Origin of the sequence: Sphingomonas oryzagri, assembly GCF_029906645.1 — a bacterium.
Classification (GTDB): domain Bacteria; phylum Pseudomonadota; class Alphaproteobacteria; order Sphingomonadales; family Sphingomonadaceae; genus Solisphingomonas; species Solisphingomonas oryzagri.
Genome location: NZ_JARYGZ010000005.1, coordinates 50,491 through 76,800, shown reverse-complemented (window position 1 = coordinate 76,800; position 26,310 = coordinate 50,491). Strand labels below are relative to the sequence as shown.

Annotated in this window: 30 protein-coding genes and 1 riboswitch; of the genes, 14 read left to right on the top strand and 16 right to left on the bottom strand. The window is 67.3% G+C overall.

Annotated elements, in window-relative coordinates; all coding sequences use genetic code 11:
- Positions 1-93 precede the first annotated feature (93 nt).
- Positions 94-717 carry a hypothetical protein gene (locus QGN17_RS19680; RefSeq protein ID WP_281046307.1) on the top strand — a complete coding sequence of 208 codons (624 nt, stop codon included), beginning with the start codon at positions 94-96 and terminating at the stop codon, positions 715-717.
- Between the two features lie 52 nt (positions 718-769).
- Positions 770-991, top strand: a complete 222-nt coding sequence (locus QGN17_RS19675) for a hypothetical protein (RefSeq protein ID WP_281046306.1) — start codon at positions 770-772, stop codon at positions 989-991.
- 124 nt (positions 992-1,115) lie between these two features.
- Here QGN17_RS19675 and QGN17_RS19670 read toward each other — a convergent pair whose 3' ends face one another.
- Entirely contained in the window at positions 1,116-1,433 is a 318-nt protein-coding gene (locus tag QGN17_RS19670) for a hypothetical protein (RefSeq protein WP_281046305.1), read from the bottom strand.
- 138 nt (positions 1,434-1,571) lie between these two features.
- Complete coding sequence (locus QGN17_RS19665; RefSeq protein WP_281046304.1) at positions 1,572-2,000, bottom strand: hypothetical protein; 429 nt, start codon at positions 1,998-2,000, stop codon at positions 1,572-1,574.
- A gap of 121 nt (positions 2,001-2,121) precedes the next feature.
- Between QGN17_RS19665 and QGN17_RS19660 the strand changes: the two genes are divergently transcribed.
- The 5 genes from QGN17_RS19660 (at position 2,122) to QGN17_RS19640 (ending at position 5,756) form a co-directional block, all read left to right on the top strand.
- Entirely contained in the window at positions 2,122-2,547 is a 426-nt protein-coding gene (locus tag QGN17_RS19660) for an OsmC family protein (protein WP_281046303.1), read from the top strand.
- A gap of 82 nt (positions 2,548-2,629) precedes the next feature.
- Complete coding sequence (locus tag QGN17_RS19655; RefSeq protein ID WP_281046302.1) at positions 2,630-3,211, top strand: carboxymuconolactone decarboxylase family protein; 582 nt, start codon at positions 2,630-2,632, stop codon at positions 3,209-3,211.
- A gap of 68 nt (positions 3,212-3,279) precedes the next feature.
- The gene (locus tag QGN17_RS19650; RefSeq protein ID WP_281046301.1) at positions 3,280-3,675 is read left to right on the top strand and encodes a DUF2721 domain-containing protein; all 396 of its coding nucleotides are present in this window, start codon (positions 3,280-3,282) and stop codon (positions 3,673-3,675) included.
- A 61-nt stretch (positions 3,676-3,736) separates the two neighbouring features.
- Complete coding sequence (locus QGN17_RS19645; protein ID WP_281046300.1) at positions 3,737-5,074, top strand: metal-dependent hydrolase family protein; 1,338 nt, start codon at positions 3,737-3,739, stop codon at positions 5,072-5,074.
- A gap of 25 nt (positions 5,075-5,099) precedes the next feature.
- The gene (locus QGN17_RS19640; RefSeq protein ID WP_281046299.1) at positions 5,100-5,756 is read left to right on the top strand and encodes an energy transducer TonB; all 657 of its coding nucleotides are present in this window, start codon (positions 5,100-5,102) and stop codon (positions 5,754-5,756) included.
- A gap of 285 nt (positions 5,757-6,041) precedes the next feature.
- Here the strand turns inward: QGN17_RS19640 and QGN17_RS19635 are convergent, their stop codons facing one another.
- The 3 genes from QGN17_RS19635 to uvrB all read right to left on the bottom strand — a co-directional run bounded on the left by QGN17_RS19635 (position 6,042) and on the right by uvrB (position 9,173).
- On the bottom strand, positions 6,042-6,182 hold the full coding sequence (locus QGN17_RS19635; RefSeq protein ID WP_160365638.1) for a hypothetical protein: 141 nt from the start codon (positions 6,180-6,182) through the stop codon (positions 6,042-6,044).
- 78 nt (positions 6,183-6,260) lie between these two features.
- Complete coding sequence (locus QGN17_RS19630) at positions 6,261-6,815, bottom strand: hypothetical protein (RefSeq protein ID WP_281046298.1); 555 nt, start codon at positions 6,813-6,815, stop codon at positions 6,261-6,263.
- Positions 6,816-6,983: 168 nt separating this feature from the next.
- Positions 6,984-9,173, bottom strand: coding sequence for an excinuclease ABC subunit UvrB (gene uvrB / locus QGN17_RS19625; protein ID WP_281046297.1), 2,190 nt, complete (start codon positions 9,171-9,173; stop codon positions 6,984-6,986).
- A gap of 119 nt (positions 9,174-9,292) precedes the next feature.
- Here uvrB and QGN17_RS19620 point away from each other — a divergent pair, with 119 nt between their 5' ends.
- Both QGN17_RS19620 and QGN17_RS19615 read left to right on the top strand, forming a co-directional pair.
- Positions 9,293-9,862: a DUF3617 domain-containing protein gene (locus tag QGN17_RS19620; protein WP_281046296.1), complete on the top strand. Its 570-nt coding sequence runs from the start codon at positions 9,293-9,295 to the stop codon at positions 9,860-9,862.
- Positions 9,863-10,052: 190 nt separating this feature from the next.
- Positions 10,053-10,514: a DUF3617 domain-containing protein gene (locus QGN17_RS19615; protein ID WP_281046295.1), complete on the top strand. Its 462-nt coding sequence runs from the start codon at positions 10,053-10,055 to the stop codon at positions 10,512-10,514.
- A 79-nt stretch (positions 10,515-10,593) separates the two neighbouring features.
- Here the strand turns inward: QGN17_RS19615 and QGN17_RS19610 are convergent, their stop codons facing one another.
- The gene (locus tag QGN17_RS19610; RefSeq protein WP_281046294.1) at positions 10,594-11,286 is read right to left on the bottom strand and encodes an outer membrane protein; all 693 of its coding nucleotides are present in this window, start codon (positions 11,284-11,286) and stop codon (positions 10,594-10,596) included.
- Between the two features lie 232 nt (positions 11,287-11,518).
- Positions 11,519-12,598, bottom strand: coding sequence for an MBL fold metallo-hydrolase (locus tag QGN17_RS19605; RefSeq protein WP_281046293.1), 1,080 nt, complete (start codon positions 12,596-12,598; stop codon positions 11,519-11,521).
- A 128-nt stretch (positions 12,599-12,726) separates the two neighbouring features.
- Between QGN17_RS19605 and QGN17_RS19600 the strand changes: the two genes are divergently transcribed.
- From QGN17_RS19600 to QGN17_RS19590, 3 genes are read left to right on the top strand one after another with little or no spacing between them, the layout of a single operon-like run.
- On the top strand, positions 12,727-13,146 hold the full coding sequence (locus QGN17_RS19600; protein WP_281046292.1) for a hypothetical protein: 420 nt from the start codon (positions 12,727-12,729) through the stop codon (positions 13,144-13,146).
- Positions 13,143-13,334, top strand: a complete 192-nt coding sequence (locus QGN17_RS19595; RefSeq protein ID WP_026095323.1) for a helix-turn-helix transcriptional regulator — start codon at positions 13,143-13,145, stop codon at positions 13,332-13,334. Before QGN17_RS19600 ends, QGN17_RS19595 begins: the two co-directional genes overlap by 4 nt.
- A 34-nt stretch (positions 13,335-13,368) precedes the next feature.
- Positions 13,369-14,262 carry an alpha/beta fold hydrolase gene (locus QGN17_RS19590; protein WP_281046291.1) on the top strand — a complete coding sequence of 298 codons (894 nt, stop codon included), beginning with the start codon at positions 13,369-13,371 and terminating at the stop codon, positions 14,260-14,262.
- Positions 14,263-14,268: 6 nt separating this feature from the next.
- Here QGN17_RS19590 and QGN17_RS19585 read toward each other — a convergent pair whose 3' ends face one another.
- From QGN17_RS19585 to QGN17_RS19570, 4 genes are all read right to left on the bottom strand, one after another.
- Positions 14,269-15,027, bottom strand: coding sequence for an LssY C-terminal domain-containing protein (locus QGN17_RS19585; protein WP_281046290.1), 759 nt, complete (start codon positions 15,025-15,027; stop codon positions 14,269-14,271).
- A gap of 98 nt (positions 15,028-15,125) precedes the next feature.
- Positions 15,126-16,646 carry a fumarate hydratase gene (locus tag QGN17_RS19580; protein ID WP_281046289.1) on the bottom strand — a complete coding sequence of 507 codons (1,521 nt, stop codon included), beginning with the start codon at positions 16,644-16,646 and terminating at the stop codon, positions 15,126-15,128.
- A 36-nt stretch (positions 16,647-16,682) separates the two neighbouring features.
- Positions 16,683-17,891 (bottom strand): MFS transporter, encoded by a 1,209-nt coding sequence (locus tag QGN17_RS19575; protein WP_281046288.1) that lies wholly within the window; start codon positions 17,889-17,891, stop codon positions 16,683-16,685.
- A gap of 256 nt (positions 17,892-18,147) precedes the next feature.
- A complete protein-coding gene (locus tag QGN17_RS19570) occupies positions 18,148-18,666 on the bottom strand; it encodes a Spy/CpxP family protein refolding chaperone (RefSeq protein WP_281046287.1) in 519 nt (172 codons plus the stop codon).
- 224 nt (positions 18,667-18,890) lie between these two features.
- On the opposite strand from QGN17_RS19570, the gene QGN17_RS19565 reads away from it, so the two are divergent.
- Both QGN17_RS19565 and QGN17_RS19560 read left to right on the top strand, forming a co-directional pair.
- Complete coding sequence (locus QGN17_RS19565; protein WP_281046286.1) at positions 18,891-19,859, top strand: heavy metal-binding domain-containing protein; 969 nt, start codon at positions 18,891-18,893, stop codon at positions 19,857-19,859.
- On the top strand, positions 19,859-20,683 hold the full coding sequence (locus QGN17_RS19560) for a heavy metal-binding domain-containing protein (RefSeq protein ID WP_281046285.1): 825 nt from the start codon (positions 19,859-19,861) through the stop codon (positions 20,681-20,683). The genes QGN17_RS19565 and QGN17_RS19560 overlap by 1 nt, the downstream gene beginning before the upstream one ends.
- Here QGN17_RS19560 and QGN17_RS19555 read toward each other — a convergent pair.
- From QGN17_RS19555 to QGN17_RS19535, 5 genes are all read right to left on the bottom strand, one after another.
- Positions 20,680-21,108: a response regulator gene (locus tag QGN17_RS19555; protein ID WP_281046284.1), complete on the bottom strand. Its 429-nt coding sequence runs from the start codon at positions 21,106-21,108 to the stop codon at positions 20,680-20,682. The two genes, QGN17_RS19560 and QGN17_RS19555, sit on opposite strands and share 4 nt — an antisense overlap.
- 114 nt (positions 21,109-21,222) lie before the next feature.
- Positions 21,223-21,987 (bottom strand): ABC transporter ATP-binding protein, encoded by a 765-nt coding sequence (locus tag QGN17_RS19550; RefSeq protein WP_281046283.1) that lies wholly within the window; start codon positions 21,985-21,987, stop codon positions 21,223-21,225.
- Positions 21,984-22,973, bottom strand: a complete 990-nt coding sequence (locus tag QGN17_RS19545) for a FecCD family ABC transporter permease (protein ID WP_281046282.1) — start codon at positions 22,971-22,973, stop codon at positions 21,984-21,986. The genes QGN17_RS19550 and QGN17_RS19545 overlap by 4 nt, the downstream gene beginning before the upstream one ends.
- A complete protein-coding gene (locus QGN17_RS19540; protein ID WP_281046281.1) occupies positions 22,970-23,833 on the bottom strand; it encodes an ABC transporter substrate-binding protein in 864 nt (287 codons plus the stop codon). The genes QGN17_RS19545 and QGN17_RS19540 overlap by 4 nt, the downstream gene beginning before the upstream one ends.
- Positions 23,833-25,815 carry a TonB-dependent receptor plug domain-containing protein gene (locus QGN17_RS19535; RefSeq protein WP_281046280.1) on the bottom strand — a complete coding sequence of 661 codons (1,983 nt, stop codon included), beginning with the start codon at positions 25,813-25,815 and terminating at the stop codon, positions 23,833-23,835. Before QGN17_RS19535 ends, QGN17_RS19540 begins: the two co-directional genes overlap by 1 nt.
- Positions 25,816-25,991: 176 nt before the next feature.
- A riboswitch (cobalamin riboswitch) is annotated at positions 25,992-26,213 on the bottom strand.
- Between the last annotated feature and the right edge of the window lie 97 nt (positions 26,214-26,310).

The following is a 26,310-nucleotide window of genomic DNA, read 5'->3' as shown; positions in this document are numbered from 1 at the left end:
CATCTCGCTTGAGGGCTCGTCGCATAAAACCGTTTTCCTACACACCAAAATAGTGCCATATGGGTTAGCTCCGTTGCACAAAGGAGCCATCCCATGCCCCGTCGCCGTCCTGTCCGCCTTGCGCAGCCCGAGCCTCGTCCGTTGGTCCCCGCCGAAGCCCTCGCGCGGCTCGGCGCGACCGACGGAGACGACACGGCCGAATCGGCCCCGCCTCATCCTTCCGGCGCTTCCATCACCGGCCGCGCACCCCGCCACGACGCGATCACGCCCGCGCGCAAGCGGCGCTTCATCGAGGTGCTCGCCGCGACGGGATCGGTCAGCGAGGCGGCACGGCAGGTCGGGGCGTCGCGGCAATCCTTCTACGCGCTGCGCTCCACCTATGAGGACGAAATCTTCCTCGCGGCCTGGGATCGCGCGCTGTCGGCCGCCACCGACATCCTCGCCAACGTCGCCTATGAGCGCGCGATCGAGGGGGTGGAGGAGCCGGTCTTCTGGCGGGGCGAGCTGGTCGGCACGCGGCGGCGCTATAACGACCGGCTGCTGATGCAGCTGCTGCGCGTCCGCAACCCGTCCGGCTATGCGCCGCTCTCCGATCAACGCGGCTGGTACACGGAGATCGTGGAAGGTGCCGAGCCGAGCATATCCGAACTGCTCGACGCGATCGCGCCGTCCACCGCATCGTCCCCGCCGGGCAGCGCGACGAAACGAGCGGATTGAGCGGCGAAGGCTGTCAAACTTGTCAATTTCACCTGCCCGAAAGGCCCCGGATATGCCTCCATTCATCCCCACGCCCGAACGCCCCTGCCTCCAGACTCGCACCGAGGAGGCGACCGACGGCCATCCCGAACATGCGAAGTGGCAGGCGCGGCTCGATGCGGCGAACGCGGCGCGGCAGGGTCCGCTCTCGCCGGTCGAGCGGCACAACCGCACGCAGCTCGCGGTGCTGGAACGTCATCTGTTCGGCCGGGTCCGCACGGCGGCGCTGCGCTGAGCCAATCCGCCGCCATGCCGCACCCGCGAACAAACCACGCTGCGGATGCGAAAAACCCCGCGTCGAACAGGCCGACGCGGGGCGTTACGCGGGTACAGGCTCCGCCCGTGAGGGCGAGCGGAAATCAGTTGGCGGCGAGCGTCGCCGGGGCCGCCGCGGCGTCGGCGGGGACCTCGTCGGCCAGCTGCTCGACGGTGTGCGCCGGGATCTGGAACGAGACCTGCGAAACGCCGACCACGCCGTTCACGCGATCGCCATGGACGCGCAGGTTGAAATCGTCGCCGCCGGCCTGGCCGCGCAGCGTCACGTCGCCCTTGGCATCGCGATGGGCGACATAGGTGTAGTGCTGGCCGTCGACATCGAAGCTGTGCGGGGCGGCGAGCGCCGGGGTGGCGACGACGGTGGCGGTGGCGAGCAGGGCGGCAGTGAGAGCGTTGCGCATGGAGTGTCTCCGGGGTCAATTCAGTGACCCCGAAGCTAATATTGCGCCGCAGCATTTCAAATGTGCATTGATGTTATACGATTGCGCACTGCACAATCGCCAGATCGGTTCAAGGCAATCGGATCCGGCGGAGAGGCGTCAGGATCGCCGCCCTTCCCGTCCCGCGCCGCCTGCGCTGTCGGTCGCCGGTTCCTCAGGCGCGCCGTGGCGGGTGCCGCCGGCGCTGGCGCCCGATCCGCTCGCCTCGCCGGTGCGGAACAAGGCGGGCTGGCCGCGGTGCGCCGCATCCGGCTCCTCGGGCGCGCCCTGATCGCCGCCTTTCCGGGCGGCATGGGTCGATCCGGCGGGGACGGCATCGTGGCGGTCCTCCCGGCGGGGGCCGGCGCCCGCCCCGTCCTGCCGTTGCCCAAGCGGGCGCTCGGGATGCGGGTGCGTGGGCACCGGCGCGTCGGTTTCCGGCTCGGGCTGGCCGACGGCGTTGAGCGGACGCGCCTTCTTCCGGGCGTCATCCTCGGTCTTGTGCGTCCTGGCGTGGCCTTCGTGGGCCGGGGGTTTCGCATCCGTCATCGCGGTGCCTTCTCCTGTCGCTAGTGTCGTGGCAGGATCAACGCACCGGATCGCGGGACGGGCGCATCGAACCGTCCCGCGCTTCGGGCGTTGGGGCCTGACCATCACACGGGAGACTGCCATGATCCGCACCGGTTCCGCCCATTATGAAGGCCTCGGCAAAGCCGGCAAGGGCCGCGTCTCCACGCAGTCCGGCGTGCTCGCCGACGCCCGCTACGACTTCAACACCCGCTTCGAGAACGAGCCGGGCACCAATCCGGAGGAGCTGGTGGCGGCCGCCCACGCCTCCTGCTTCACGATGGCGCTGAGCTTCGCGCTGGCCGCCGCCGGCCACAGCGACGGCACGCTCGACACCAAGGCGGCGGTGACGCTGGACAAGGATGGCGACGGCTTCAAGGTGACGAAATCGGCCCTCACGCTGACCGCGCGCATCCCCGGCATCTCGCAGAGCGAGTTCGACCAGATCGCGACGGGCGCCAAGGCCGGTTGCCCGATCTCCAAGCTGCTCAATGCCGAGATCACACTCGACGCGACGTTGGAGAGCTGAGAATACAGGGCGTACCGCCTGAACGGCGGGCGCAAGGTCCAGACGGAGAGGACGGGAGTAACCTCAAGCGAAGGATGTACCCATGCGCCTCCCCCTCATTGCGCCCGCCGACCTGACCGAGGAGCAGAAGCCGCTCTACGCCGACATGAAGAAGGGCATCTCGTCCGACTTCAACGCCTTCATCACCGTCGCCCCCGAGGGCACCACGGAAGCGGGTGCGCTGATGGGGCCGTGGAATCCCTGGCTGCACGAGCCGCGCATCGGCGGCGCGATCTGGGAGCTGACCAAGGCGATGACCATGGAGGCGACGCTCCCCGACGACGTGCGGCAGATCGCCATCCTCGTCACCGGCGCGCATTTCGATGCGGCCTACGAGATCTACGCCCATATCGCGGTGGCCGAGGTCGACAAGATCGACGACGCGACGCTGGCGACGCTCGTCTCCGGCTCGCGCCCGGACGGGCTGAGCCGGGAACAGGGCATCGGCTACGACGTCGCCTTCGCGCTGGTCAACGGCGGCGTGCTGCCGGAGCCGGTGTACCGCATCGCCGTCTCCACCTTCGGCCAGCACGGCGCCAACGAGCTGATCTATCTGGTGGGGCTTTACGCGCTCGTCTCGATGACGTTGAACGGGTTCAACGTGCCGCTCCCCGAAAAAGACTAGCCCGAGAAAGACTGACCCTGCTGCAGCCCACCGCCCCCGAGACGATCGGCCATGCCATCTCGCTGGCGGTGGCGCCGGCCTTCCTGCTCTCGGCGCTGGTGCTGCTGATCAACCTGTTCGCGACCCGGCTCGCCCGCGTGGTGGACCGGGCGCGCTGGATCGAGGAGCAGTTCGGCACCCTGCCCCGCGCGCTCTCGGTGCCGGAACTGCGCCTGCTCGACCGGCGGATGCGGATCATCAACGCCGCGATCGCGCTCGCCACCGCCAGCGCGATCGCGGTGTGCCTGCTGGTGGTGATGCTGTTTGTGGCGGGCCTGCTCGACACCCGCTTCGCGCGCACGGTGGCGAGCCTGTTCATCATCGCCATGCTGCTACTGATCGCGGCGCTGGGGCTGTTCCTGCTGGAAGTCCGCCTCGCCAGCCGCGCCATCCGCATCCGCAACGAGCTGCTGGAGCGGGAATGAGCCGGGCTTGTTTCGTATCCGAAGCGGTCTAGTCTCCCCCGCATCAACAGGGGACACGACAATGCGGATATCGAATGGGGTGGCGGGCCTTGCGCTCGCCTTCGGGCTGGCGACGGCATCTCAGGCGGCGGACGTCGCGATCCATGCGGGACATCTGATCGACGGCACCGGCGGCGCGCCGAAATCGCAGGTCACCATCCTCGTCCACGACGACCGCATCGTCTCGGTGACGCCGGGCTTCACCCAGCCGGCCGGCGCGAGCGTGATCGACCTGTCGAACGCCACCGTGCTGCCCGGCCTGATCGATTGCCACGTCCATATCACCGGCCAGTTCGACGGCGGCGACCCGATCCGCGAGATGGTCACCGAGACGGACTATGACGGCGTCTACAAGACGCCCGCTTATGCCCGCGCCACGCTGGAGGCGGGCTTTACCAGCGTGCGCGATGTCGGCGCCACCACCGGCATCGTCGTCGCCATGAAGAAGGCGATCGCGGACGGCACCATCGCCGGCCCGCGCATGTGGGTGGCGGGCGCGCCGCTCGGCCCGACGGGCGGCCACAGCGACAGCCATTCGGGCCTCGACCCCGCGCTTGAAAACCCCAACTGGAACGAGGCGATCATCGACGGCGTGGACAGCGCCATCCGCGCCGTCCGCCAGCATCGCCGCGAGGGGGTGGACCTCATCAAGATCATGCCTTCGGGCGGCGTGCTCTCGGTCAACGACGATCCTTCGCTCCAGTTGATGAGCGATGCCGAGATCAAGGCCGTGGTCGATACCGCGCACGCGCTCGGCATGAAGGTGGCGGCGCATATCCACGGGCGCGAGGCGATCGACCATGCCATTTCGCTCGGCGTCGACAGCGTCGAGCATGGCAGCTACGCCGGGCCGGAAAGCTATCCGCTGTTCAAGGCGCACGGCACCTATCTCGTTCCCACCATGCTCATCGCGCAGAAGGTGTACGAGATCGCGAAGACGCATCCCGAGCAACTGCCGCCCTCCTCGGCCGCCAAGGCGCTGGAGGTGGCGCCGCACATCCGCGAAAATCTCGGCGCCGCCTATCGGGCTGGCGTGAAGATCGCCTTCGGGACCGATCAGGGGCTGGTGCCGCACGGCCAGAATGCCGGCGAGTTCGCGCTGATGGTGGGGGCCGGCATGACGCCGATGGACGCGATCCTCGCCGCCACCCGCAACGCCGCCGACCTGATCGGCGATGCCAAGGACATCGGCTCCGCCCAGCCCGGCCGCTTCGCCGACATCGTCGCGGTGACGGGCGATCCGCTCAAGGACGTAACCGAGCTGACGCGGGTGCAATTCGTGATGAAGGGCGGCATGGTCTACAAGGAGGCCGGCAAGGCGACGGGCGCGGGCGGCATCGTGGACGAAGGCGGGCATTGACCGCAGTCAAAAGAGGGCACCTGAAATGATTTTGCTTTTTGCCGCAGCGGCAAGCGCCGCCGTCCCTCTTCAGCTTGCGGGATATCCCGGTGACTGGATCACGCCCGATGACTATCCACCGCTGGCCCTCAGCAAAGGCGAATGGGGATATTATTCGTTCGCGTTGACCGTTGCGCCGACAGGCAAGAACGAAAAATGCGAGATCATCAGTCCGGGCGGATTTGACGACCTCCGCGATCTGACTTGCGCGCTGGTGATGAAGCGGGCGAAATTCAGGCCCGCTCTGGATGTCGACGGGCACCCCGTGTTCGGCGTCTTTCGAAGTTCGGTAGCATGGACGCAGGGTTCCAACATGGCGGATATCCAACGGTTGCGGAAACGCTTTCCGCCACCTTCCGACAGTGATCTTGATGTCAGCGTAAATCAGCTTCCTGCCGGCATGGAGAAATCTGCGAAGGTCAAACTCGGCGTCCAGGTCGACGAGAAAGGCGCCATCAAGGCATGTAATCGCGATCCGTCCGAAAAGGCGTCCGCACTTGATGCGGTCGCGTGCCAGCAGATTGAGGCGCAATGGAAAGTCGCCGCAGCGACCGACAAGGGCGGCGCGCCCGTCTCTTCCGTGCAGTCGGTCACAGTGGCCTTTTCAACGGGCGCGCAGCCCCAGGCTTCGGCTGCGCAATAATGCCCGAAAAGAGAAAGACCACCGGGGCGGAGCTTGCCCCGGTGGTCTCGCATGGTCAGCGGCCGGAGGGTCCGGCCCGGGAGACCAGCCCCGCTAACAGGCCCGAAGGCTTAGCGGAGCATCTCCCGAACGGACAGAACCGACCTCTCTGCTGAACCATGAGACATCGGATCACCTCCTTTCGCCATGTTGATGGTGTGGGCAGTCTGATTCAATCGAATCCGCGATGCAACCCCCGTTTGCGCCTGTCCGACATAAGTCTTGTGGAAAACTGGCGCCTGGCGATCACATCTTTCGGAACAGCGCCTTCTTGTTGAGCTCGTGACGCTCGTCACCCTTGGGATCGGCGGGGCGGATGCGGTTGGTCGGCGCCACCTCGCGATCGCGATCGGCGATGAATCCGCCGTCTTCCAGCTTGCGAACCATGGTTGTTCTCCTTGCCGAGGGAGAACGCATGGTGGCGAATGATGTGCCATGCACCAACCCCAACCGTTCGGGCCGGGATCAGGAGCGGCAATCCTCGATCACACGCGCTACCTCCGGCCAGGACGGCAGAACGAGCTGCGGCTGACCCGCGACATCGACGAGGAACCGTCCGCGGCTGAAGGCGATCTGGTCCATGTGCGGATCGCGCGCGCTCGCCTGCGCGACGATCGCCGGGGGTTGGCCGCCGCCATTGGAGCCGGTGAAAGCGAAGCTGCCATAGGAGGTGGTGAAGTTCATCGCCGCCACCTGTGTCGCTGCGAGGCCGCCGCGCGAGAACACGATATTGCGGCTGGCGAGGTCGCAGCGCACCGCGAACACGGCGGCCTGGCCGGCCACACCATATTGCGCGATCGAGCTTTGCCCGGCGGTGCCGCGCCACGTCCAGTCGCCGGGCGTGAGCGGGATGTCGCGCCAATCCTGCTGCGGCGCTGCGGCGGGGAGCGCGGCCGGCGGCGGCGGAGCCGGGCGTGGCGCGGGCGCCGGCTTCTCCTGGGGCGCGACGCAGGAGGCGAGCGCCACCATCAGGAGGGTGATCGCGCCCTGCCGGGCCGGGTGGAGCGTCCGCAGTGTCATGATCCCATCCATGGCGGGGGATTGCAGCGGGAGCAAGCGGCCGCACCTCAACCCGTCCCCGTTCGCACTGAGCCTGTCGAAGCTCTGTCCTTCTTTCTTACGATGCCCCGCCGGAAGGACAGAGCTTCGACAAACTCAGCCCGAACGGATTGAGACGGATTGAGATCGCTAGCGCCGCCGCCCCGCCTTCTTCTGCGTCTTGCCGTATTTGCCCTGCCTTGTTCCCGGCTTGCCGAGCGTCGAATTGCCGCGAACCGGCGCACGGCTCGGCTCGGTGGCGATGCCGAGTTCGTCCTGCTCCAGCTTGCGGATCTCGTCGCGCAGGCGGCCCGCTTCCTCGAACTCCAGGTCGGCGGCGGCCTTTCGCATCTGCTTCTCGAGGTCCTCGATATAGGCGCGCAGGTTATGGCCGACCATGTGCGGCACGTCGTCGATGCCGGTATCCACCGTCACCTGATCGCGGCTGGCGAGATGGCCGACGATATCGGTCACGTCGCGCTTCACGGTCGCGGGCGTGATGCCGTGTTCGAGGTTGTAGGCCTCCTGCTTCTCGCGCCGCCGTTCGGTCTCGGCCATGGCGCGTTCCATCGATCCGGTGATCCGGTCGGCATAGAGGATCACCTTGCCCTCTGCGTTGCGCGCGGCGCGGCCGATCGTCTGGATCAGTGAGGTTTCGGACCGCAGGAAGCCTTCCTTGTCGGCATCGAGGATCGCGACCAGCCCGCATTCCGGGATGTCGAGGCCCTCGCGCAGCAGGTTGATGCCGACCAGCACGTCATAGACGCCAAGCCTGAGGTCGCGGATCAGCTCGATCCGCTCCAGCGTCTCGACGTCGGAGTGCATGTAGCGGACCTTCAGCCCCGCCTCGTGCAGATATTCGGTCAGATCCTCGGCCATCCGCTTGGTCAGCGTGGTGACGAGGATGCGATAGCCCTTCGCCGCCGTGTCCTTGCACTCCTGCACCAGATCGTCGACCTGATGCTCGACCGGGCGGACCTCCACCGGCGGATCGATCAGGCCGGTCGGGCGGATCACCTGCTCGGCGAAGACACCGCCCGCCTGCTCCATCTCCCACGTCCCCGGCGTCGCCGAGACGGCGATGGTCTGCGGGCGCATCGCATCCCATTCGTTGAAGCGCAGCGGCCGGTTGTCGATGCAGGACGGCAGACGGAAGCCGTATTCGGCGAGCGTGATCTTCCGCCGGTGGTCTCCCCGCGCCATGCCGCCGACCTGCGGCACCGTCTGGTGGCTCTCGTCGACGAAGAGGAGCGCGTTTTCGGGCAGATATTCGAACAACGTCGGCGGCGGCTCGCCCGGCAGGCGACCGGTGAGGAAGCGGCTGTAATTCTCGATGCCCGCGCAGCTTCCCGTCGCCGCGATCATTTCCAGATCGAACTGGGTGCGCTGCTCCAGCCGCTGCGCCTCCAGCAGACGGCCTTCCGAAACCAGCTCCTTCAACCGTTCCGCCAGCTCATGCTTGATCGCCTCGCTCGCCTGCTTGAGCGTCGGCCCCGGCGTCACATAGTGCGAGTTGGCATAGACCTTCACGTAATCGAGGTTCGCCACCTTCTTGCCGGTGAGCGGATCGAATTCGGTGATCTCCTCGATCTCGTCGCCGAAGAAGCTGAACCGCCAGGCGGTATCCTCATAATGCGAGGGGAACAGCTCGAGATTGTCGCCGCGCACACGGAAGGCGCCGCGCTGGAAGGCGGCGTCGTTGCGCTTGTATTGCAGCGCCACCAGCTTGCGGATCAGTTCGCGCTGATCCACCGTCTCGCCCTTCTTGAGCGCGAAGGTCATCGCCGAATAGGTCTCGACCGATCCGATACCGTAGAGGCAGGAGACCGACGCCACGATCAGCACGTCGTCGCGCTCCAGCAGCGATCGGGTGGCGCTGTGGCGCATCCGGTCGATCGCCTCGTTCACCGAGCTTTCCTTCTCGATGTAGGTGTCCGACCGGGGCACGTAAGCCTCCGGCTGATAATAATCGTAATAGCTGACGAAGAACTCGACGGCATTCTCGGGAAAGAACTGCTTGAACTCACCGTAGAGCTGGGCGGCGAGGATCTTGTTCGGCGCCAGCACCAGAGCGGGGCGCTGCAGTTCCTCCACCACCTTGGCCATGGTAAACGTCTTGCCCGAACCGGTCACGCCCAGCAGCACCTGCGTCCGCTCGCCTTCACGTGCCGCATCGGTCAGCTCGCGGATCGCGCCAGGCTGATCGCCCGAGGGGGCATATTCGGAAACCAGTCGGAACGGCTTGCCGCCCTCACTCTTCGCCGGCCGCTCGGGGCGGTGCGGCATGAACATCGGCATGGCTTCCGGCTCGGCGAGGCTAGTGCGAATCTCGATCGGCATGATGCAAATATGGGGACGAAAGGCGAACGCCGCAATCGCTCGGCTCATCGAAACGAAGGTGGCGGCATCGCCCCGGCTGTCTATGCTGGATCGTTCGGGGACCAGAGGGAGAGGGTTTCATGCGATCCATTGCACCGATCACCATCGTCGCGCTGCTGGCGCTCGCCGCCTGCAACAAGCCAGGCAGCGACAGTGTCTCGATGAAGAACGCGTCGCTGGAGGATGTCGCCAAGACCCAGAAGGCGAAGATCCAGCCCGGCGAATGGGAGGTGACGGTCGAGATGGTCGATCAGAAGATCACCGGCGGCCCCGCCAACATGCCCACCCCGCCCAGGCTCCCGCCGCAAACGATGAAGACCTGCATCACGCCGGAACAGGTCAACCGGCCCGAAGGCATGTTCTCGGGCGGCATGGACGGGCTGAAGAAGAACTGCACCTACGACAGCTTCTCGATGGCCGACGGCAAGATCGACGCGAAGATGCACTGCGCGATGCCGAGCGGCATGAAGATCGAGGCCACCAACACCGGCACCTTCTCCCCCACCGAGATCAGTTCGGACAGCAACAGCACCGTTACCGGCCTGCCCGGCGGGATGACGAGTAGTTCGCACACCAGGATGAGCGCCAAGCGCGTCGGCGAATGTGCGGCAGGCGCGGCGCCGGCAGCGGTGAGCAACGCGGCGGGCTGAGGCACACCCCCCTCCGGCAAAGGGAATGGCACGCGAAGCGTGACGAAAGGGGGGGGGGGGCGGAGACACTCCAGAAAGGACATTGCCGCCCGCCCCCTCCGACGCTCTGCGGATGCCAACTCCTCCTGCCGGGGGAGGATCGGGGGCAGGTGATTTCGACAAGCGGGCCGCAAGCCGCTATCGCTGCCCGATGCGTATCCCCCGCCTCCTCGCCGCCCTGCCGCTCCTCCTTGCCGCGGCGCCGACCACGCCGCTGATGCCGGGTGCCTGGCGCGAGACGGTGGTGTTTGCGCTCGACAGCGTGAACGGATCGGAGGAACTCGCCCAGCGCATGGCGAAGGCGCTGCCCAATCCGGAGCCGCGCGACGCCTGCCTGACAGCCAGCGATCTGCGCAACCCGCAGGGCATATTCCTCGCCGGCGCCGAACAAAGCTGCCGCTTCGCCCGCTTCACCATGGCGGACGGCCGGATCGACGCTGCGGGAGACTGTTCGGACGGCCACGGCCAGACCATGCACGTCGAGGGCAGCGGCACCTATACCGCCACCGGCTACGACTTCACCTTCCAGGGCACCGGGCAGACGGGCAAGCTCGCCCTTGCCTTCCGGGGTCGCGACAGCGGCCGACGTATCGGAATCTGCACAGCTTTCTAGGCACATAAAAACGCCCCGCCGGCTTTCACCGACGGGGCGCGTTCCGGCCAGCGACCAGTCCGGCCGGAGGTTCAGCGCGTCAGAAGTGCACGCCGAAGCCGGCCAGCACCTGGTTGCGATCGTAGCGCAGGCTGGTGTTGGTCAGACCAAGCTCGTCCGCATCGAAGCTCTTGAAGCGGGTATAGTCATACTCCGCTTTCACGTAGGCGTGGTTGGTCACCGCATATTCGACGCCGGCACCGGCGCGCCAGCCGTCACGATTGGCGTGGCCACGGAAGTAATCACCGGCGTCGTCAGCCGCGGTCTCGCGGATCTGGCCGTTCACGTAAGCGCCCTTGGCATAGACCAGCGCCTTGCCGCCCAGCTTGTAGCCGATGCGCGCACCGCCCTCGATCTGCCGACCGGACTTGAGGCAGGCGATGCTCGCCCCGTCGTCGGCGCAGGTCTTCGCGGTGGAAATGGCATAGCTACCGAACACGCCAGCGGTCAGCTTGTCGCCGATCGGCATGTCGTAACCGAGCAGGCCGCCGCCGGTCCAACCGGTCTTGTGGCTACGGTCGGTAACGCGCGTGGTGCCGTCATCGTAGCGCTGGCGGGCGCCGACCCGATCCCAGCCGCCGAAGATTTCCGCGCGGGGACCGGTGAAGGTCGCGCCGTCGGACGGGGCTGCCGTCGTCGCGGGGGTGGTGTCGGCCGGGGCGGCGTCCTGCGCGATGGCGGGCGCGGCGGCCGCGACAAGAAGGGCGCTCGTCGCGAGCAGGATCGTCTTCATAAACAGGTACTCCGCAAAGCTAAAAAGCTACTCGTACAATGCGTCGCCGGGGGCGTTGCGGGGGTTAGATGCCCCGAGGCCGGCCTTCGTTCCCATGAACAAACGGACATCACCGCCCGAAGACGCGGAGTGTGGCTGCAGGGGCACGGTTTCTGTCACCCACCTGAACGAAATGGGGCGACGATGCGGCCATGGCATGGAATCTGCTGGCCTTTGTGACGCCAACCACGGGTCAGAGCGTCGGCACGTCCCACACCCCGCCTGGCGAGATCGCGCGGAAACGGCCGGGATCAATCCCAGCGATAGCAACCTCGGCTGCCAGCATATCGACGGGCGCCGCATAGCCTTCTTCCGAAAGCTGGAAGGTGCCCCAATGGATGCCGATCGCGTGGGCGGGATCGATCGCGCGGAAGATTGCAACAGCCTCGTCCGGGCCGACATGGCTCCCCTGCATCAGCTCACGCGGCAGATAGGCGCCGATCGGGACCAAAGCGAGCCGGTGCGGCCCGTTCGCGGCGACGCCCCGCGTCCAGCTGCCGTCGCCCCAGCCCGTGTCGCCCGCGAAGAACAGGTTGCCGCCCGGCAGGGTGACGGTAAGGCCGCCCCACAGCGCCCGGTTGCGGTCCGCCCCCCAGCGCGAACCCCAGTGATGAACGCGCTCGACGATTACGTCGATGCCGGGGCGCACGGCCACGCGGTCGCCCCAGTCCCCGGTGACCGCCTCGATCCCGCGCGTGCGGAGAATGGTGTCGTTGCCAAGCGGGGTCACGATCAGCGGACGGTCGCGCATCCAAAGGCGTTCCAGGGTAGCAAGATCGAGATGATCGTAATGATTGTGGCTCAGCAGGACGAGATCGATCTTCGGCAGGTCGCCGAACGCGACGCCCGGCTCAGCCACCCGCTTCGGTCCCATGAAGCCGAAGGGCGAGGCGCGGTCCGACCAGACCGGATCGGTCAGGATGTTGAGGCCCTGCGTCTGCACCAGCACGGTGGCGTGGCCGATCCACGTCGCCCGCATGGCCTGCCCCTCAACACGCGCCGGCGGCGCCGTCCGCTCCACGGGCACGTTCTTGGGCCACGGCGCGCGGTCCAGCCCGAAGGCGAAGCGGAGGAAGCGGAAGAAGGAGAAGCCGCGCCGTTCGGCGGGTGGCGGATCGCCGGGGTTGAAGAATCGCTCGCCGTCGAAATGATCGGAAACCGGCCCGCGATAATAGATGCGGTCGAGGAAGCGCGGCGCGATCCACAGCGCCAGCAGTGCGAGCAGCACCAGTACGAGCAAGCCGACGCCGATGCGCACGATCCAGATCACCATGAAGCGGAGCTAGGTATCGCCGAGGCGACGTTCAACGGCACTCGCTCCATGTCGTGCATGCGCGACCATTTGCAAAGCAAACTTGACATTTCATCGACTCAAAAGTAAAGTTTACTTGTCACTAAGACATGGAGACTTTACCCATGGCCTTCAACCCCGCACAGAAGCGCTATAACAAGCGTGTGATCGGGCTGAGCCTGCTCTATGCAGCCTTGCTCCTGCCCGCCGTCTGGCTGTTCAAGCACCACATGGTGACCGGCCCGCTCGCTTGGGTCGTCGCGATCCTGCCGGCGCTGCCGATCGTCGCGATCTTCGCCGCGATCGGCGGCTATATCGTCGAGGAGACGGACGAGTATCAGCGCATGCTGCTGATCCGCCAGACGCTCTATGCCAGCGGCTTCATGCTCGCGATCATCACCGTCTGGGGCTTTCTCGAGAGCTTCGACATGGTTGGCCACATCCCGGCCTATTGGGCATCGGTCTTGTGGTTCGCCGGCCTCGGCCTCGGCCGCTGCGTCAACCGCGTCACCGAGGGGAACTGGTCGTGAACAATCGCCTCAAGGTGCTGCGCGCCGAACGCAACTGGAGCCAGGCCGATCTTGCCGAGCGGCTGGAGGTTTCGCGCCAGAGCGTCAACGCGATCGAGACCGGAAAATACGATCCCTCGCTCCCCCTCGCCTTCAAGATCGCGGCCCTGTTCGCGTTGCCGATCGAGGCGATCTTCTCCGCCGACTGACCCCACCGCAATTCCTTCCAAAAGGAGAACAGTGATGTCCTTCCCGTTCGTCGCCCGCCTCGCCGCGCTCGCCATGGTGCCGTATCTGCTCAGCCATCCGGCTCCGTCTCATGCCGAAGCCCCCGCCGCCGATCGCATCGCGGTCACCGTCGCGGGCGAGGGGCCGGACGTGATCCTGATCCCCGGCCTCGCCTCTTCCGCCCATGTCTGGGATGCGACCGTCGCCGCGCTCTCGCCGCATTATCGCGTGCATGTCGTGCAGGTGGCGGGTTTCGCCGGCACACCCGCCGGCGCCAATGCCAGTGGCCCGGTGATGATGCCGGTGATCGAGGCGATCCACGCCTACATCGCCGCGAGCCACCTCAAGGCGCCCGCCGTGATCGGTCATTCGATGGGCGGGCTGATGGCGATGAAGCTGGCGATCGATCACCCCGCCGATGTCGGCCGGCTGATGATCGTCGACTCGCTCCCCTTCTTCGGGGAGAAGGAAGGTCCGCAGGCGACTGTCGCGCAGGTGGAGCCGCAGGCGGCCGCGATGCGCGCCCGGCTGCTCGGCAGCACGCAGGAAGCCTATGCCGGCTTCGAGCCGATGGTGATGAAGCGTCTGGTCAAATCCGACGGCCCCGCCGCGCAGGCCGCCATCGCCGCAGCCGCGGCGTCCGACCATCGGGTCGTGGCGCAGGCGATGTACGACGACTTCACCACCGATCTGCGCCCCGATCTGGCGCAGATCACCCAACCGCTGACGATGCTCTACCCGTGGGACGCCGCGACCGGTGCACCGCAGGCGATGTTCGACCAGCTCTACACCTCCGCCTATGCGCCGCTGAAGCAGGCGAAGGTGCAGCGCATCGACGGCAGCTTCCACTTCATCATGATCGACCAGCCGGCCGCGTTCCAGGCGGCGGTGGAGGCCTTCCTCAAATAAGTCCGCTCAGCAGCCGCCGGTCGGAAGCGCGAACACCGCGATCCGGCCGTCGGTGCGATAGGGGTCGCCGCCGCCATTGCGGTGCATGCCCGGCGTGATCCGGTTGTTCTCGATGCCGGTCAGCCTCCCACCGCCCGCGACCAGCAACTGGCCCGCCGTATCCCGCTCGGCATCGACATTGGCGCCGATATGATGGGTCACCTGCAGGGTGAAGAGGCTGAGGCCGACGCCCTTGTCGAACGAGGCCGCGCCGTACCAGTCGTCATTGCCGATCTGCCAGAAGCGGACATGGTGACGCTGGTCCGCGCTCTTCCCCTCCTCCTTTTCGAAGGCCATCGCCTGCTTCTCGTCCTGCACGTAGAGCGGGCTGACCGGCGCCTGCGGATAGGGATGCCCCAGCACCACGCTCGCGCCGATCCGCAGCGCGGAAGGCAGGTTCACCGGATCGGCCAGCGACCAGCCGGCGCGCCGGAACGCGCAGGCGATTGCCTCGCGCGATCCGTGGACGTGCAAGCTGATCGGATCGCCCGGAATATCCTGCGCGGTATAGGTCTGGATCTGGTCGCGCTGGCCGATCACCTTTTTCTCGTGATGGCTCCACAGGCGCGGCAGGCTGCCATAGGCCAGCACGAACCACAGCAGCGGCACGGAGAGCAGCAGCAGCGCGGTGATCGAGTACCAATGCCAGGGCTTCAACCGGTGATGCCTGCGCTTTGACATGGAAGACCCTGCGATCGGGTCGGTCGTGCGCGCGAAATCGGTCATTTCATTCCTCCCGCGCGACTGAATTGTGACGGGGGAGGAATGTTTCGTGAATTATCGGTAAGGTGGCCCTCCCCGAGCAAATTCGGGGAGGGCGGCGATTACGCCGTCTCCAGCAGGCCTTCCTTGCGGATCTTCTCGCGCCACACCAGCGGGCCGGTGTTGTGGACGCTGGTGCCCTCGGCATCGACGGCGACCGTCACCGGCATGTCCTGCACCGTGAATTCGTAGATTGCCTCCATGCCGAGATCCTCGAAGCCGACGATCTTGCTCGCCTTGATTGCGCGCGACACGAGATAGGCCGCGCCACCAACCGCCATCAGGTAAGCGGACTTGGCGTCCTTGATCGCCTCGATCGCGATGGCGCCACGCTCGGCCTTGCCGACCATCGCCAGCAGGCCCTGATCGAGCATCATCTTGGTGAACTTGTCCATGCGGGTGGCCGTCGTCGGTCCGGCGGGGCCGACCACCTCGTCTCGCACCGGATCGACCGGGCCGACATAATAGATCACGCGGCCCTTGAACTCGACCGGCAGTTCCTCGCCCTTCGCCAGCATGTCGGCGATGCGTTTGTGCGCGGCGTCGCGGCCGGTGAGCATCTTGCCGTTGAGCAGCAGCCGGTCGCCCGGCTTCCAGCTCGCCACCACCTCGGGCGTCAGCGTGTCGAGATCGACGCGGATCGATTCCTTCGACGGCGCCCATTCCACCTTGGGCCAGTCGTTCAGGTCCGGCGTCTCCAGATAGGCCGGGCCGGACCCGTCGAGGTGGAAATGCGCGTGGCGGGTCGCCGCGCAGTTCGGGATCATCGCCACCGGCTTGGAGGCCGCGTGGGTCGGGTAATCCATGATCTTCACATCGAGGATGGTGGCGAGGCCGCCCAGCCCCTGCGCGCCGACGCCCAGCGCATTGACCTTGTCGAAGATCTCGATGCGCAGCTCCTCGATTTTATTCTGCGGGCCGCGCGCCTTCAGCTGCGCCATGTCGATATCGCCCATCAGCGATTCCTTGGCGAGCGTCATCGCCTTCTCGGCGGTGCCGCCGATGCCGATGCCGAGCATACCGGGCGGGCACCAGCCGGCACCCATCTGCGGGATCATCTCCAGCACCCAGTCGACGATCGAATCCGATGGGTTCATCATCTTGAACTTCGACTTGTTCTCGGAGCCGCCGCCCTTGGCCGCCACCGCCACCTCGACATGGTGGCCCGGCACCATCTCGACGTTGAGCACGCAGGGCGTGTTGTCTTTGGTGTTGACGCGACCGAAGGCGGGGTCGCGCAGGATCGAGGCACGCAGCCGGTTCTCCGGGTGGAGGTAGGCGCAGCGCACACCCTCGTCGATCACGTCCTGCAAGGACTTGTCGACGTCGAGCTGGCACTGCATGCCCCACTTCACGAAGACGGTGACGATGCCGGTATCCTGGCAGATCGGGCGATGCCCCTCCGCACACATGCGCGAATTGGTGAGGATCTGCGCGATCGCGTCCTTCGCCGCCGGGGACTGCTCGGCCTCATAGGCTGTGCCCAGCGCCCGGATGTAATCCATCGGGTGATAGTAGCTGATGTACTGCAGCGCGTCGGCGACGCTTTCGATCAGGTCGGCTTCGCGGATGATGGTGGTCATGGAAACGTCCCGCAAGGTGAAGAGTCGCGAGCGGCCTTACGCGCGTGACGCGCGCGCGCCAAGGAAATCGCCGATAAATTCGGTCGCGAATATCAGCAGCGCGATGCTGCCCAGCACCGCGCCCGCGCCCATGGCGCCCCACCAGCCCCACGCATCGTAGGTCAGCGTGGCGATCGCCGATCCGCCGGCGCCGAGCAGGAAGAGGATCGTCATGTAGACCGCGTTGACCCGGCCCCTGTCCTCGCCCGGCAGCGAGAAGATCACCCGCTGGCCGAGCACCTGGTTGAGCTGGGTTGCGCCGTCCAGCGTCAGGCAGAACAACACCAGCAGCACGAGCGAATGGACCGCGCCCGCGACGCCTGCAAACAGGCTGGAGGCGACCATCGTCGAGAGCGCGATGGCGGTGCCGAGGCGGATCAGCCCCTTGTCGCCCATCCGCCCCGCGACCGGCGCGGTCAGCGCGCCCGCCGCGCCCGCCAGCGCGAAGATCGCGATGCCGGTCTGCGAAAAGCCGAAGCGGTTGGCCAGCAGCAGCGGCACCGATGTCCAGAAGATGTTGAAGATCGCAAAGACGAGGCCCTGATAGACCGCGCGGCGCTGCAGCCGGCGTTCGCGCAGCAGGATCGCGCCCATCGATCGCAGGATCTCGCCATAGCCGTGGCCGCTCGTCGGTCGCCGCTCAGGCAGCACGCGGGCGAGCCACAGACCGAGAACAACCATCAGCCCGGCCGACACGCCGAACACCGCGCGCCAGCCGGCAATTTCGGCGATCATGCTCGCCGCCGGACGCGCCAGCATGATGCCGGTGAGCAGACCCGACATGACGTTACCGATCGTCGCGCCCCGCGTCTCGTGCGGGGCGAGGCTGGCAGCGAAGGGCACCACCACCTGGCAACCCGAGGCGCACAGCCCCATCACCATCGCCGCGATCAGGAAGGTGGCAGCGGACGGCGCCAGCGCCAGCACGGCCAGCGACAGCGCGGTCAGCCCGACGGTCGCGAGGATCAGTCGGCGATTCTCGATCCGGTCAGCCAGCGGCACGACGAGCAGCAGGCCAGCCGCATAACCCAGCATGGTGAGCGACACGATCGCGCCCGCAATGCCCGGCCCGATGTGCAGGTCCGGCGCGATCAGCGCGATCAGCGGCTGCGCGAAATAGAGGTTCGCCACCATCACGCCGCATGCCACGGCGCAGGCGAAGGTGACGGCTGGTGTAATCCCGGTGCGCGTCGCGGCTTGGGTCATGACGGCGGAGCCATCCATGCGCGTCCTTTCCGATTGCTGCAGCGCACATAGGACGAAAGGTTGCGAATTGCGACCCTCTCGACGCATGCAGTCGGCCGGACGGCGACGATGCCATCGCGACGGGGTTCACGCGACAGCCTTTTCGGATTCTACTGACAGTTGGATGCGTGTCGATGCCCTATCGGCTACCGCCGGCAGGGGAAAAATGGCAGGGACCGGCGCGTCGCCTGCGCCGGCCCCCGATTGTCCTTTGCGATCAGACGCCGGGCGGTGGTGGCGCATCCGGGCCATGGTGGCGATCTCCGCCGCCCATCGGGCCGTGGTCACCGTGCATGTGATCGTGACGCAGATCGTCCAGAGCTTCCAGACGATGCTGCTGGTCGGGCGTCAGGCTGGCATAGAATTGCCGCGTCGCGGCGATCTTCTGCTTGAGCTCGGCATCGCGCCTGTCCGCCCGCGCCGCCATCGCATCGAGACGCGCCGGCAATGTCGCATCACCCGGCGCTGCGCCATCCGGACCCGGCCCCCTCATGCCATCCGGACCACGGTGCGGCGGACGCATGGCGGCGAGGAAGCCGTCGAGCGCCGGGCGCTGATCGGCGCGCAAGCCGATCAGGACAGCCATGTCATCAGCCTTTCGAGCCTCCCATTTGGCCCGCATCTGCTCCATGTCCGCACGGTTCCAGCGCGGATGCTCGGCACCGGGCTGATCCGCCGCGATCGCGGCCCCGCCGAGCGTGCAGGCTGCCAGGATTGCTACCCACGTCTTGTTCATCAAGGCCTCCCCTTGGATTGTGAGACATCCTCACTGCCGCCGATCCGTGTCGCGCGAATGTCCCGCGCTGGTCGCGACCTGAAATGTTCGCGCCCATCGGCAACACCGCGGACGCGTCGTCCCGGCCGGCCGTCTTCAAATCGACCGAGGGACTTCGACAGCGCGCCTCTTGCGCGGTGCCATGCCGCCGCTAGCATGGCGCCGTTCCACCGGAGCGCATCCGCATGGCGTTGTTCCCGCGTAACCCCGTCTCGCCCCGCTCCACCGAAGAGCATGAGGCCCGCGCCCGCGAATGGGAGGCCGCGCTCGAGCACCAGACTCTCCCCCGCTTCGTTACGGACCGGTTGCAGCAGGCGGCGATCGGCAAGCAGCCGTGGGTCGCGACGATGACGCCCGCCGAGTTGCTGCTCGCCAAGTCGCACGGCGTCCGCCCGATCGCCACCGTGTCGGGCACCTGCTGGTTCCATTACGGGTGGAGCTGGACGGAGGGGCACGAAGAAGGCTGGCACCACGCGCTCAACCGCATCCGCCGCGAGGCGAAGGCGGCGGGCGCCAATGCGGTGGTGGATGTGCGGATGCGCACGCTGCGCCACAGCTTCGGCCCCAGCATGGACTTCACCCTGATCGGCACGGCGATCCGTGTCGAGGGCCTGCCCGCCAGCGCCGAGCCGATCGTCGCCACCGTCCCCGCGCTGGAATTCGTGCGCCTGCTGGAGATGGGGATCGTGCCCGTCGGCATCGCGGTCGGCGCGCGCTACGACTGGCTGGGCCTCAACAGCTTCAACGGCGGCGGCTGGGGCAATGGCCGACAGGGCCGGCAGACCCAGTGGCAGACCGGCTTCTTCGCCGGCAACCAGCCGCTCTCCGAACTGGGCGGCTTCTGGGAGGGCATCCGGCGCCAGGCGCACGCCGCCTTGCGCGCCAACGCGCGAACGATGGGCAACGGCGTGCTCGCCCACACCCATTTCGGCCAGATCCTGAAGCGCGAGCAGGGCGACAAGCAGCCGCCCGCTTACCTCGGTCGCCACATCGTCGTCGGAACGGTGGTCGACACGCCGCGCGGTGCCGACGTGCCGCACGACATCGATCCCGTGATCGACATGCGCGATGGCCCCACCCCGCTCAAGCGCACCGGGGAGGTGCGCCACGCCGTCTACGACACCGATTCATCCGAACAGGAAGGCAGCATCTGATGACCGACGCGCACGGCCAGAACATCCCCGAGCACGCGCTCCAGCGCCTCGCGGGGCTGCGTAGTCAGGGCCACCCCGACGGCATCTTCACCTCCGACTTTTCGGTCAACGAGTTCCTGCTGGTGCGGAAAGCGGGGTTCGAGCCGGTCGGCCTGTGCGTGGGCTCCTGCATCTACCATCTCGGCTTCCAGTTCGCCTCGTGGGGATCGAACATGGAATTGGATGTGCTCTCCACCGCCATGTACGAGGCGCGCGCACTCGCCATGGAGCGGATGCGCGAGGAGGCCCAGCAGATGGGCGCGGACGGCATCGTCGGGGTGCGGCTGACCGTGAAGCGTCTCGAATGGGACGACAAGATCCTCGAATTCGTGGCGATCGGCACCGGCGTGGTCCACGCCAAGGGGCATCAGGGCTTCAAGGGGCCGAACGGCCAGCCCTTCACCTCGGCGCTGTCGGGGCAGGATTTCTGGACGTTGCTGGCCGCCGGATACCGTCCTCTCGAGATGGTGATGGGCAGTTGCGTCTATCACGTCGCCCGGCGCGGGCCGCTCGCGGCGATCTCCAGCATCGGCCAGAATGTCGAGCTGACCAACTTCTCCCTCGCCCTCTACGAAGCGCGCGAGATCGCGATGGAGCGGATGCAGACCGAGGCGAGCCAGGCGGGCGCCGAGGGCGTCGTCGGCGCGGACCTACACGAAGGCAGCCACAATTGGTCGCCTCATGTCATCGAATTCTTCGCGATCGGCACTGCCGTGCTGCCGATCGCGGGCCATGAGGCGGACGATATTCCCGATCCGAAGCTGGTGCTTTCCGTCAACAGCTAGGCGCGGAGCGCGCGACGCGGCGGCGCGATCTCCGTCGCCCGGCGGCGGCGGCCGGTCGTCACAAGCGTGCGAATGAACAAGGCCGCCTCGGTAACGATACGCCCCTTGTCGAAACAGGCGTCGGCACCATGCGCCAGCGCGCGCAGCGTCTCGGGCGATCCGGGCGATGTCGCGGCGGATACGATCACGATCGCGGGATGCACCGCGCAGTCCAGCTCGTCGAGATACTGGATGCCGTCATAGCCGGGCAATGACAGGTCCAGCGTGACGACGTCGGGCCGCAGCGCGGCGATCCGGTCGCGCGCGCTTTCCACGTCGGCGGCGGCACCGAGCAGCACACAACAGCCGCTCGTCTCGACGATGCGACTGATCACGCTCCTGACGACGGCGGAATCGTCGATTGCGAATACTCGAACCGGCTCCATAAAACCCAACTCCACTTTCCGTGAAGCAATGTGTTCCGGGCGAGTTACGCAAAACAGCCCGACAAAAGTCGGACGATACCGATTCCGGCCGACATTTAACCACGTTCGGCAAGTCTAGGCCAACCGTATCGACGCGCCTTCGTCATCGCGGACGATCCGCGCGCGAACGTCGAACAGGCGTTCGAGCATCGGGCCGGTCATTACTTCGACCAGCGGCCCGGCCGCCACCATCGTGCCGTCGCGCAAAGCCACCACGTCGTCGGCGACGCGCATCGCGAGGTCGAGATCGTGGATCGCCATCACCACCGTCCGCCCCGCATCGGCGCGCGCGCGCAGGCGCAGCGCCGCATCGATGGCGTGGCGGGGATCGAGCCCGGCGGTCGGCTCGTCGACGATCAGCAGCTCGGGATCGGCGACAGTCGCGCGCGCCAGCATAGCGCGCGCCAGTTCGCCGCCCGACAGGCCGGTCGCGGGGCGATCGCGCAAGGCCAGCAGATCGTGATCGGCCAGTGCCTGCTCGATCGCCTCATGCAGATGCGCCGGCAGGTCGCCGAAAGCCGGCAGATGCGCGGTCAGCCCCAGCGCCACCACGCGCTCGACGCTGATCGGCCAGTCGGCGCGCGGCGATTGCGGCAGGTAGGCCCTGCGCCGCGCCAGCGCCTTGCGACCGATCGCGGCAAGCGGTTCGCGGCCCAGCCACACCTCCCCGGAATCGGGCGCGAGCAGCCCGGCGGCGACCGCCAGCAGGCTCGATTTGCCGGCGCCGTTCGGGCCGATCAGCGCGGTCAGCCGGCCGGCGCGGAAGCTGGCCGATACACCGTTCAGCACAGAGCGACCACCGCGCGCGAGATGGATCGTGTCGAGCGTCAGGTCGATCATGGCGCCGTCCGCTTGAGATGCAGCACCAGCCACAGGAAGAACGGCGCGCCGATCAGGCTGATCAGCACGCCGAGCCTCAGCTCCGGCCCCGCCTGGAAATGGAACAGCCGCGTGCCGATGTCGGCCGCGACAACGATGATCGCGCCGGTCAAAGTCGCGGGCACCAGCACCTTGCCGGGGCGATGGCCGACCAGCGCGCGCACCAGATGCGGCGCGACCAGCCCGACGAAGCCGATCGCGCCCGCCACCGCCGTCGCCGCGCCGACACCCATGGCAGTGCCGAACAAGGCGAGGATGCGGGTCCGCGCGACATGCACGCCGAGGCTCTCGGCCTGCGCCTCGCCCAGCGACAGCGCGTCGAGCGCGCGGCCGGTGGAGAGCAGCAACGCCGCACCGGCGAGGATGAACGGCCCCGCCAGCCGCACATGATCCCAGCTGCGATCCGACAGCGACCCCATCAGCCAGGTGGTGATCTCGTAGGCGGCATAGGGGTTGGGCGCGAGGTTGAGCGCGAGGCTCACCCCCGCCGCCGCGATCGCCGACACCGCCGATCCCGCGAGGATCAGCGCCAGCGTGCCTCCGCTGCGCGACAAGGCCAGCGCGAGGCCGGCCGTCACCAATCCGCCGACCAGCGCGAAACCCGGCGCTGCGAGCGAGGTCAGGTGCGCGAAGCCGTAATAGATGGCGATCACCGCGCCGAGCGACGCGCCCGACGACACGCCGAGCAGCCCCGGCTCGGCCAGCGGATTGCGCAGCAGGCCCTGCAGCACGGCGCCCGACAGCCCGAGGATGCCGCCCACCATCAGCGCCAGCACCATCCTCGGCAGACGGATGTCGGTGACGATCAGCCTGGAAAGCGTCTCGCGGCCCGAAGTGAGGCCGTCGAATACGTCGGCAGGGCTAAGCCACACCGTTCCGGCGAGCAACGACACGCCCGCCAATGCCACCAGCACAACCACCAGCAAAGGGATCAGCAGCCGGCTCATCGCGTCCCCGCGAACGGCAAAGGCGCGTGCGGTCGAGCGGCGGCCGACTGGATCTGCTGTCGCAGCATGCGTGCACCATCCGCCGCGAAGGGCGTGCCGCAGAAATAGACGGTCGGCTTCACCGTCACCATCCGGTCGGCCCAGTAGCGGCGGACCAGCGGATGCCGCGCCACGTCGTCGCGCAGCCCCGGATATTGCGATCCCGGCGCGCCCTGCAGCAAGAGGTCCGGCGCGGCGGCGAGCAGAACCTCGGCATCGGGTTCTCCGTAGTTGGCAGCGGGCGGCTGATCGGCGACGTTGATCGCCCCCGCCACGCCCAGCACCGCATCGTAGAGCGAGCCTTTCATCGCCGAGAAGCCCGCCCCGTCCCACGCCGCGACGCGCACCGGCTTCACCGGTTCGTGGGCGAGTGCGGCCAGTTCCCCGTCCATGTGGCGGATCAACGCCTCGCCCCGCGCACGTTCCCCTACGGCCTCCGCGATCTGGCGGGTGACGACGCGGATATCGTCGAAGCTGGCCGCCTCGTTCACCTCGATCATCGGATAGCCGAGCTTCTTCAACAAGACGCGCGTCGCCGGCGTGGTGAAGCTGCCGGCGATCACGAGGTCCGGCTTCTGCCGCACCACCTCCTCCGCCTGCCCGTGGTTGACGCCGACGCGCATCGCCGCCTTGACCATCACCGAGCTTTCGGGATCGCGCGACAGCCATGTCACCGAGGCGATGCGCGACGGCGGCAGCAGCGCCAGCACGATCTGGTCAGCGCACTGGTTGAGCGACATCACGCGCACCGGAGCGGCCCTCGCCGCGCCTCCCGAGGGAAGCGCGGCGAGCGCGAGCACCAAAGCGCCCGCCGTCCGCATCAGAACGTCACGCGCACGCCGCCATAACCGGCGCGGCCGGCGGTGGCGAAGGTGTAGACGTCCTCATAATGCTCGCCGAGCTGGTTCTCGACGCGGCCGAAGATCTGCACCCGGTCGGTGAGCGCGTAGGTCGCGTCGATATTGACCAGCGTATAGCCGTGCAGCCGCACCAGAGTGCCGGGGAAGGTCGCGAAGAACTGGTCATTCTGCGGCCCGTTGTAGCGCACGCCGAGATTGGCGGTGAAGCGCTTGTGCGGCGGCGCCCAGGCGATGTTGACGCTGGCGATGTTCTTCGCGCGGCGCAGGCCCTGTACGTCGATGGTGCCCGTCAGGAAGGTCGCCGGATCGAGCGTGACGCTGAGCGGCTGCGGCGCGTGGAGATAGGTATAGGCCGCGTCGATCCGCCAGCCGTCGCCCAGCTTCGCCGAGGCCGAGACCTCGACGCCGCGCTGGCGGGTGTGGCCCGGCAGGTTGATCGAGGTGGAGCCGGTCGCGGTGTAGGTGGTGGTGATCTCGTCCTTCAGGCGATTGTCGAAATAGGTCGCGTCGAGGCTCACCTTGCCGCCCAGCAGCGTCTGGCCGATGCCCGCCTCCCAGCCGTGCGACTTTTCGGGCTTGAGGCCCGGATTGCCGATATACTGGCCGGCATAATAATCGAACAGCTCGCTGAAGGTCGGATCCTTCACGCCCGATCCGGCCGCCGCATGAAGGCGCGTTCCGGTATCGAGCTTGTAGCTCGCCTGCACCCGGTAGGTGGTGGGATCGCCGAAACGGTTGTTCCAGTCGTGGCGAACCGAGGCGCCGAAGGCGAGGCGATCGTGCACGGTCACGTCATACTCGCCGACGAGGCCGACATTGTTGGTGTGCCGCCAGCCGAGGAACGCGCCATACTGGCTGATCGTCGTGCGCTCGCTCTCGCGCTGGGCGTCCACCGCGACGGTGGCGACCTGCTTGATGGCGTCGGTGCCGAAGTGGAAGGCGCCGGCATAGCTGCCCTTGATGCGGCGGCCATGGGTTCCGTAGGTCGCCTCGATCGGCTGGTCGTCGCGCGGCGAATAGGGATCGGCGACGTCGAAGCCGGTGCGCTTGGTGTCGGCAACCTGCGCGGTGACGGCGTTGGTGAAGCGGCCGTCGAGCAGGTCCAGCTGGCCGCGCAGCAGGCCGTAGAAGGCGTTGGCGCGGAAATGGGTGCCGGGCGAATCCACCGTCGTGCCGGTATAGTCGCTGTCGTTGGTGTCGGCGTTGGTGTGGCTGTAGCGGCCGACCGCGGTGATCTTCAGGTTGGGCGCCGGCGTCCAGATCGCCTTGCCCGACAGGCCGACATTGTCCGATCCGACGTCGCGGGTGCCGCCCTCGGCAGTCGGGAAGCCGTTGGTGTGGAGGTAGGTGGACGACAAAGCGTAATCGAGATCGCCCTTCACGCCCGCAACCCGCGCCGCGCCGTTGAAGGTGCCGAACGAGCCACCCTCGGCGCGCAGCGAGACGCCGGGCGCCTCGGCGCCGGTGGAGGTGATGTAGTTGATCACGCCGCCGATCGCGTCCGATCCGTAGAGCGAGGACTGCTGGCCGCGCAGCACTTCGATATGCGCATCGGGATCGGCGACGAGCAGGCCGAAATCATATTCGCTGCTGGAGGGATCGGACACCTCGATGCCGTCGATCAGAACGAGCGTCTGGTTGGCCTCGGCGCCGCGCATGCGGATCTGGGTCTGGCCGCCGATGCCGCCCGTGCGGCTGACCGCGACGCCCGGCACGTCGCGCAGGATGTCGGACACGACGCGGGTCTGGCGCAGGTTGAACGCCTGATCGTCGATCACGGTGACGGAAGCACCGGTGAGGTCGATCGGCACCGCATCGCCCGAGCGCGAGGCGCTGACGACGATCGTGTTGCCGTCCGCATCGGTGGCGGGCTGATCGGGATTGGCCTGCGCGAAGGCCGGTGCGGCCGACAGCGCGAGCAGGAGGGTGAGCGTGGTCTTCATCATTCGGTCCCCAGGCGCTGGAGCGACTTCCAGCGGGGACTTCCGTGCCTCTCACGGCCGGGTCGCGCGGGTCGGCGAACGCCTGAGGCGCCGTCCCGAACGCACCGGTGCAGCCCCCGCCACACACGTCGCTCAGACGGACGGACCGTGCCTGGGCCAACCCCTGAACCCGGGCAAGAGCGACCTCGTCGCCGGCAGGTTTCCTGGCTCACGGGTCATCGCGCGACGCACGCCTTCCCAGGCTCGAAAGCCCAGTGGCCGGCCTTTCCGGACGGAAAAGCCCCGTGCATCGCGCTCACCGCTTACAGTTGCAGGGACAGCCACGGATTAGGGCGGCGAACCGCCCGCACCGCGTTCCCTATTAAGCCCCGAGGGGCACCGGCGCGATCGCGAAGGACCAGCTCGCGCCGCCCCCTCTGCGGCGGCCTATAGCGGCTTCGCCGCGCCGCGCCAGATGGAAATAGTTTCAAGCCCCTCCCCGTCGGAGAGGGGTTC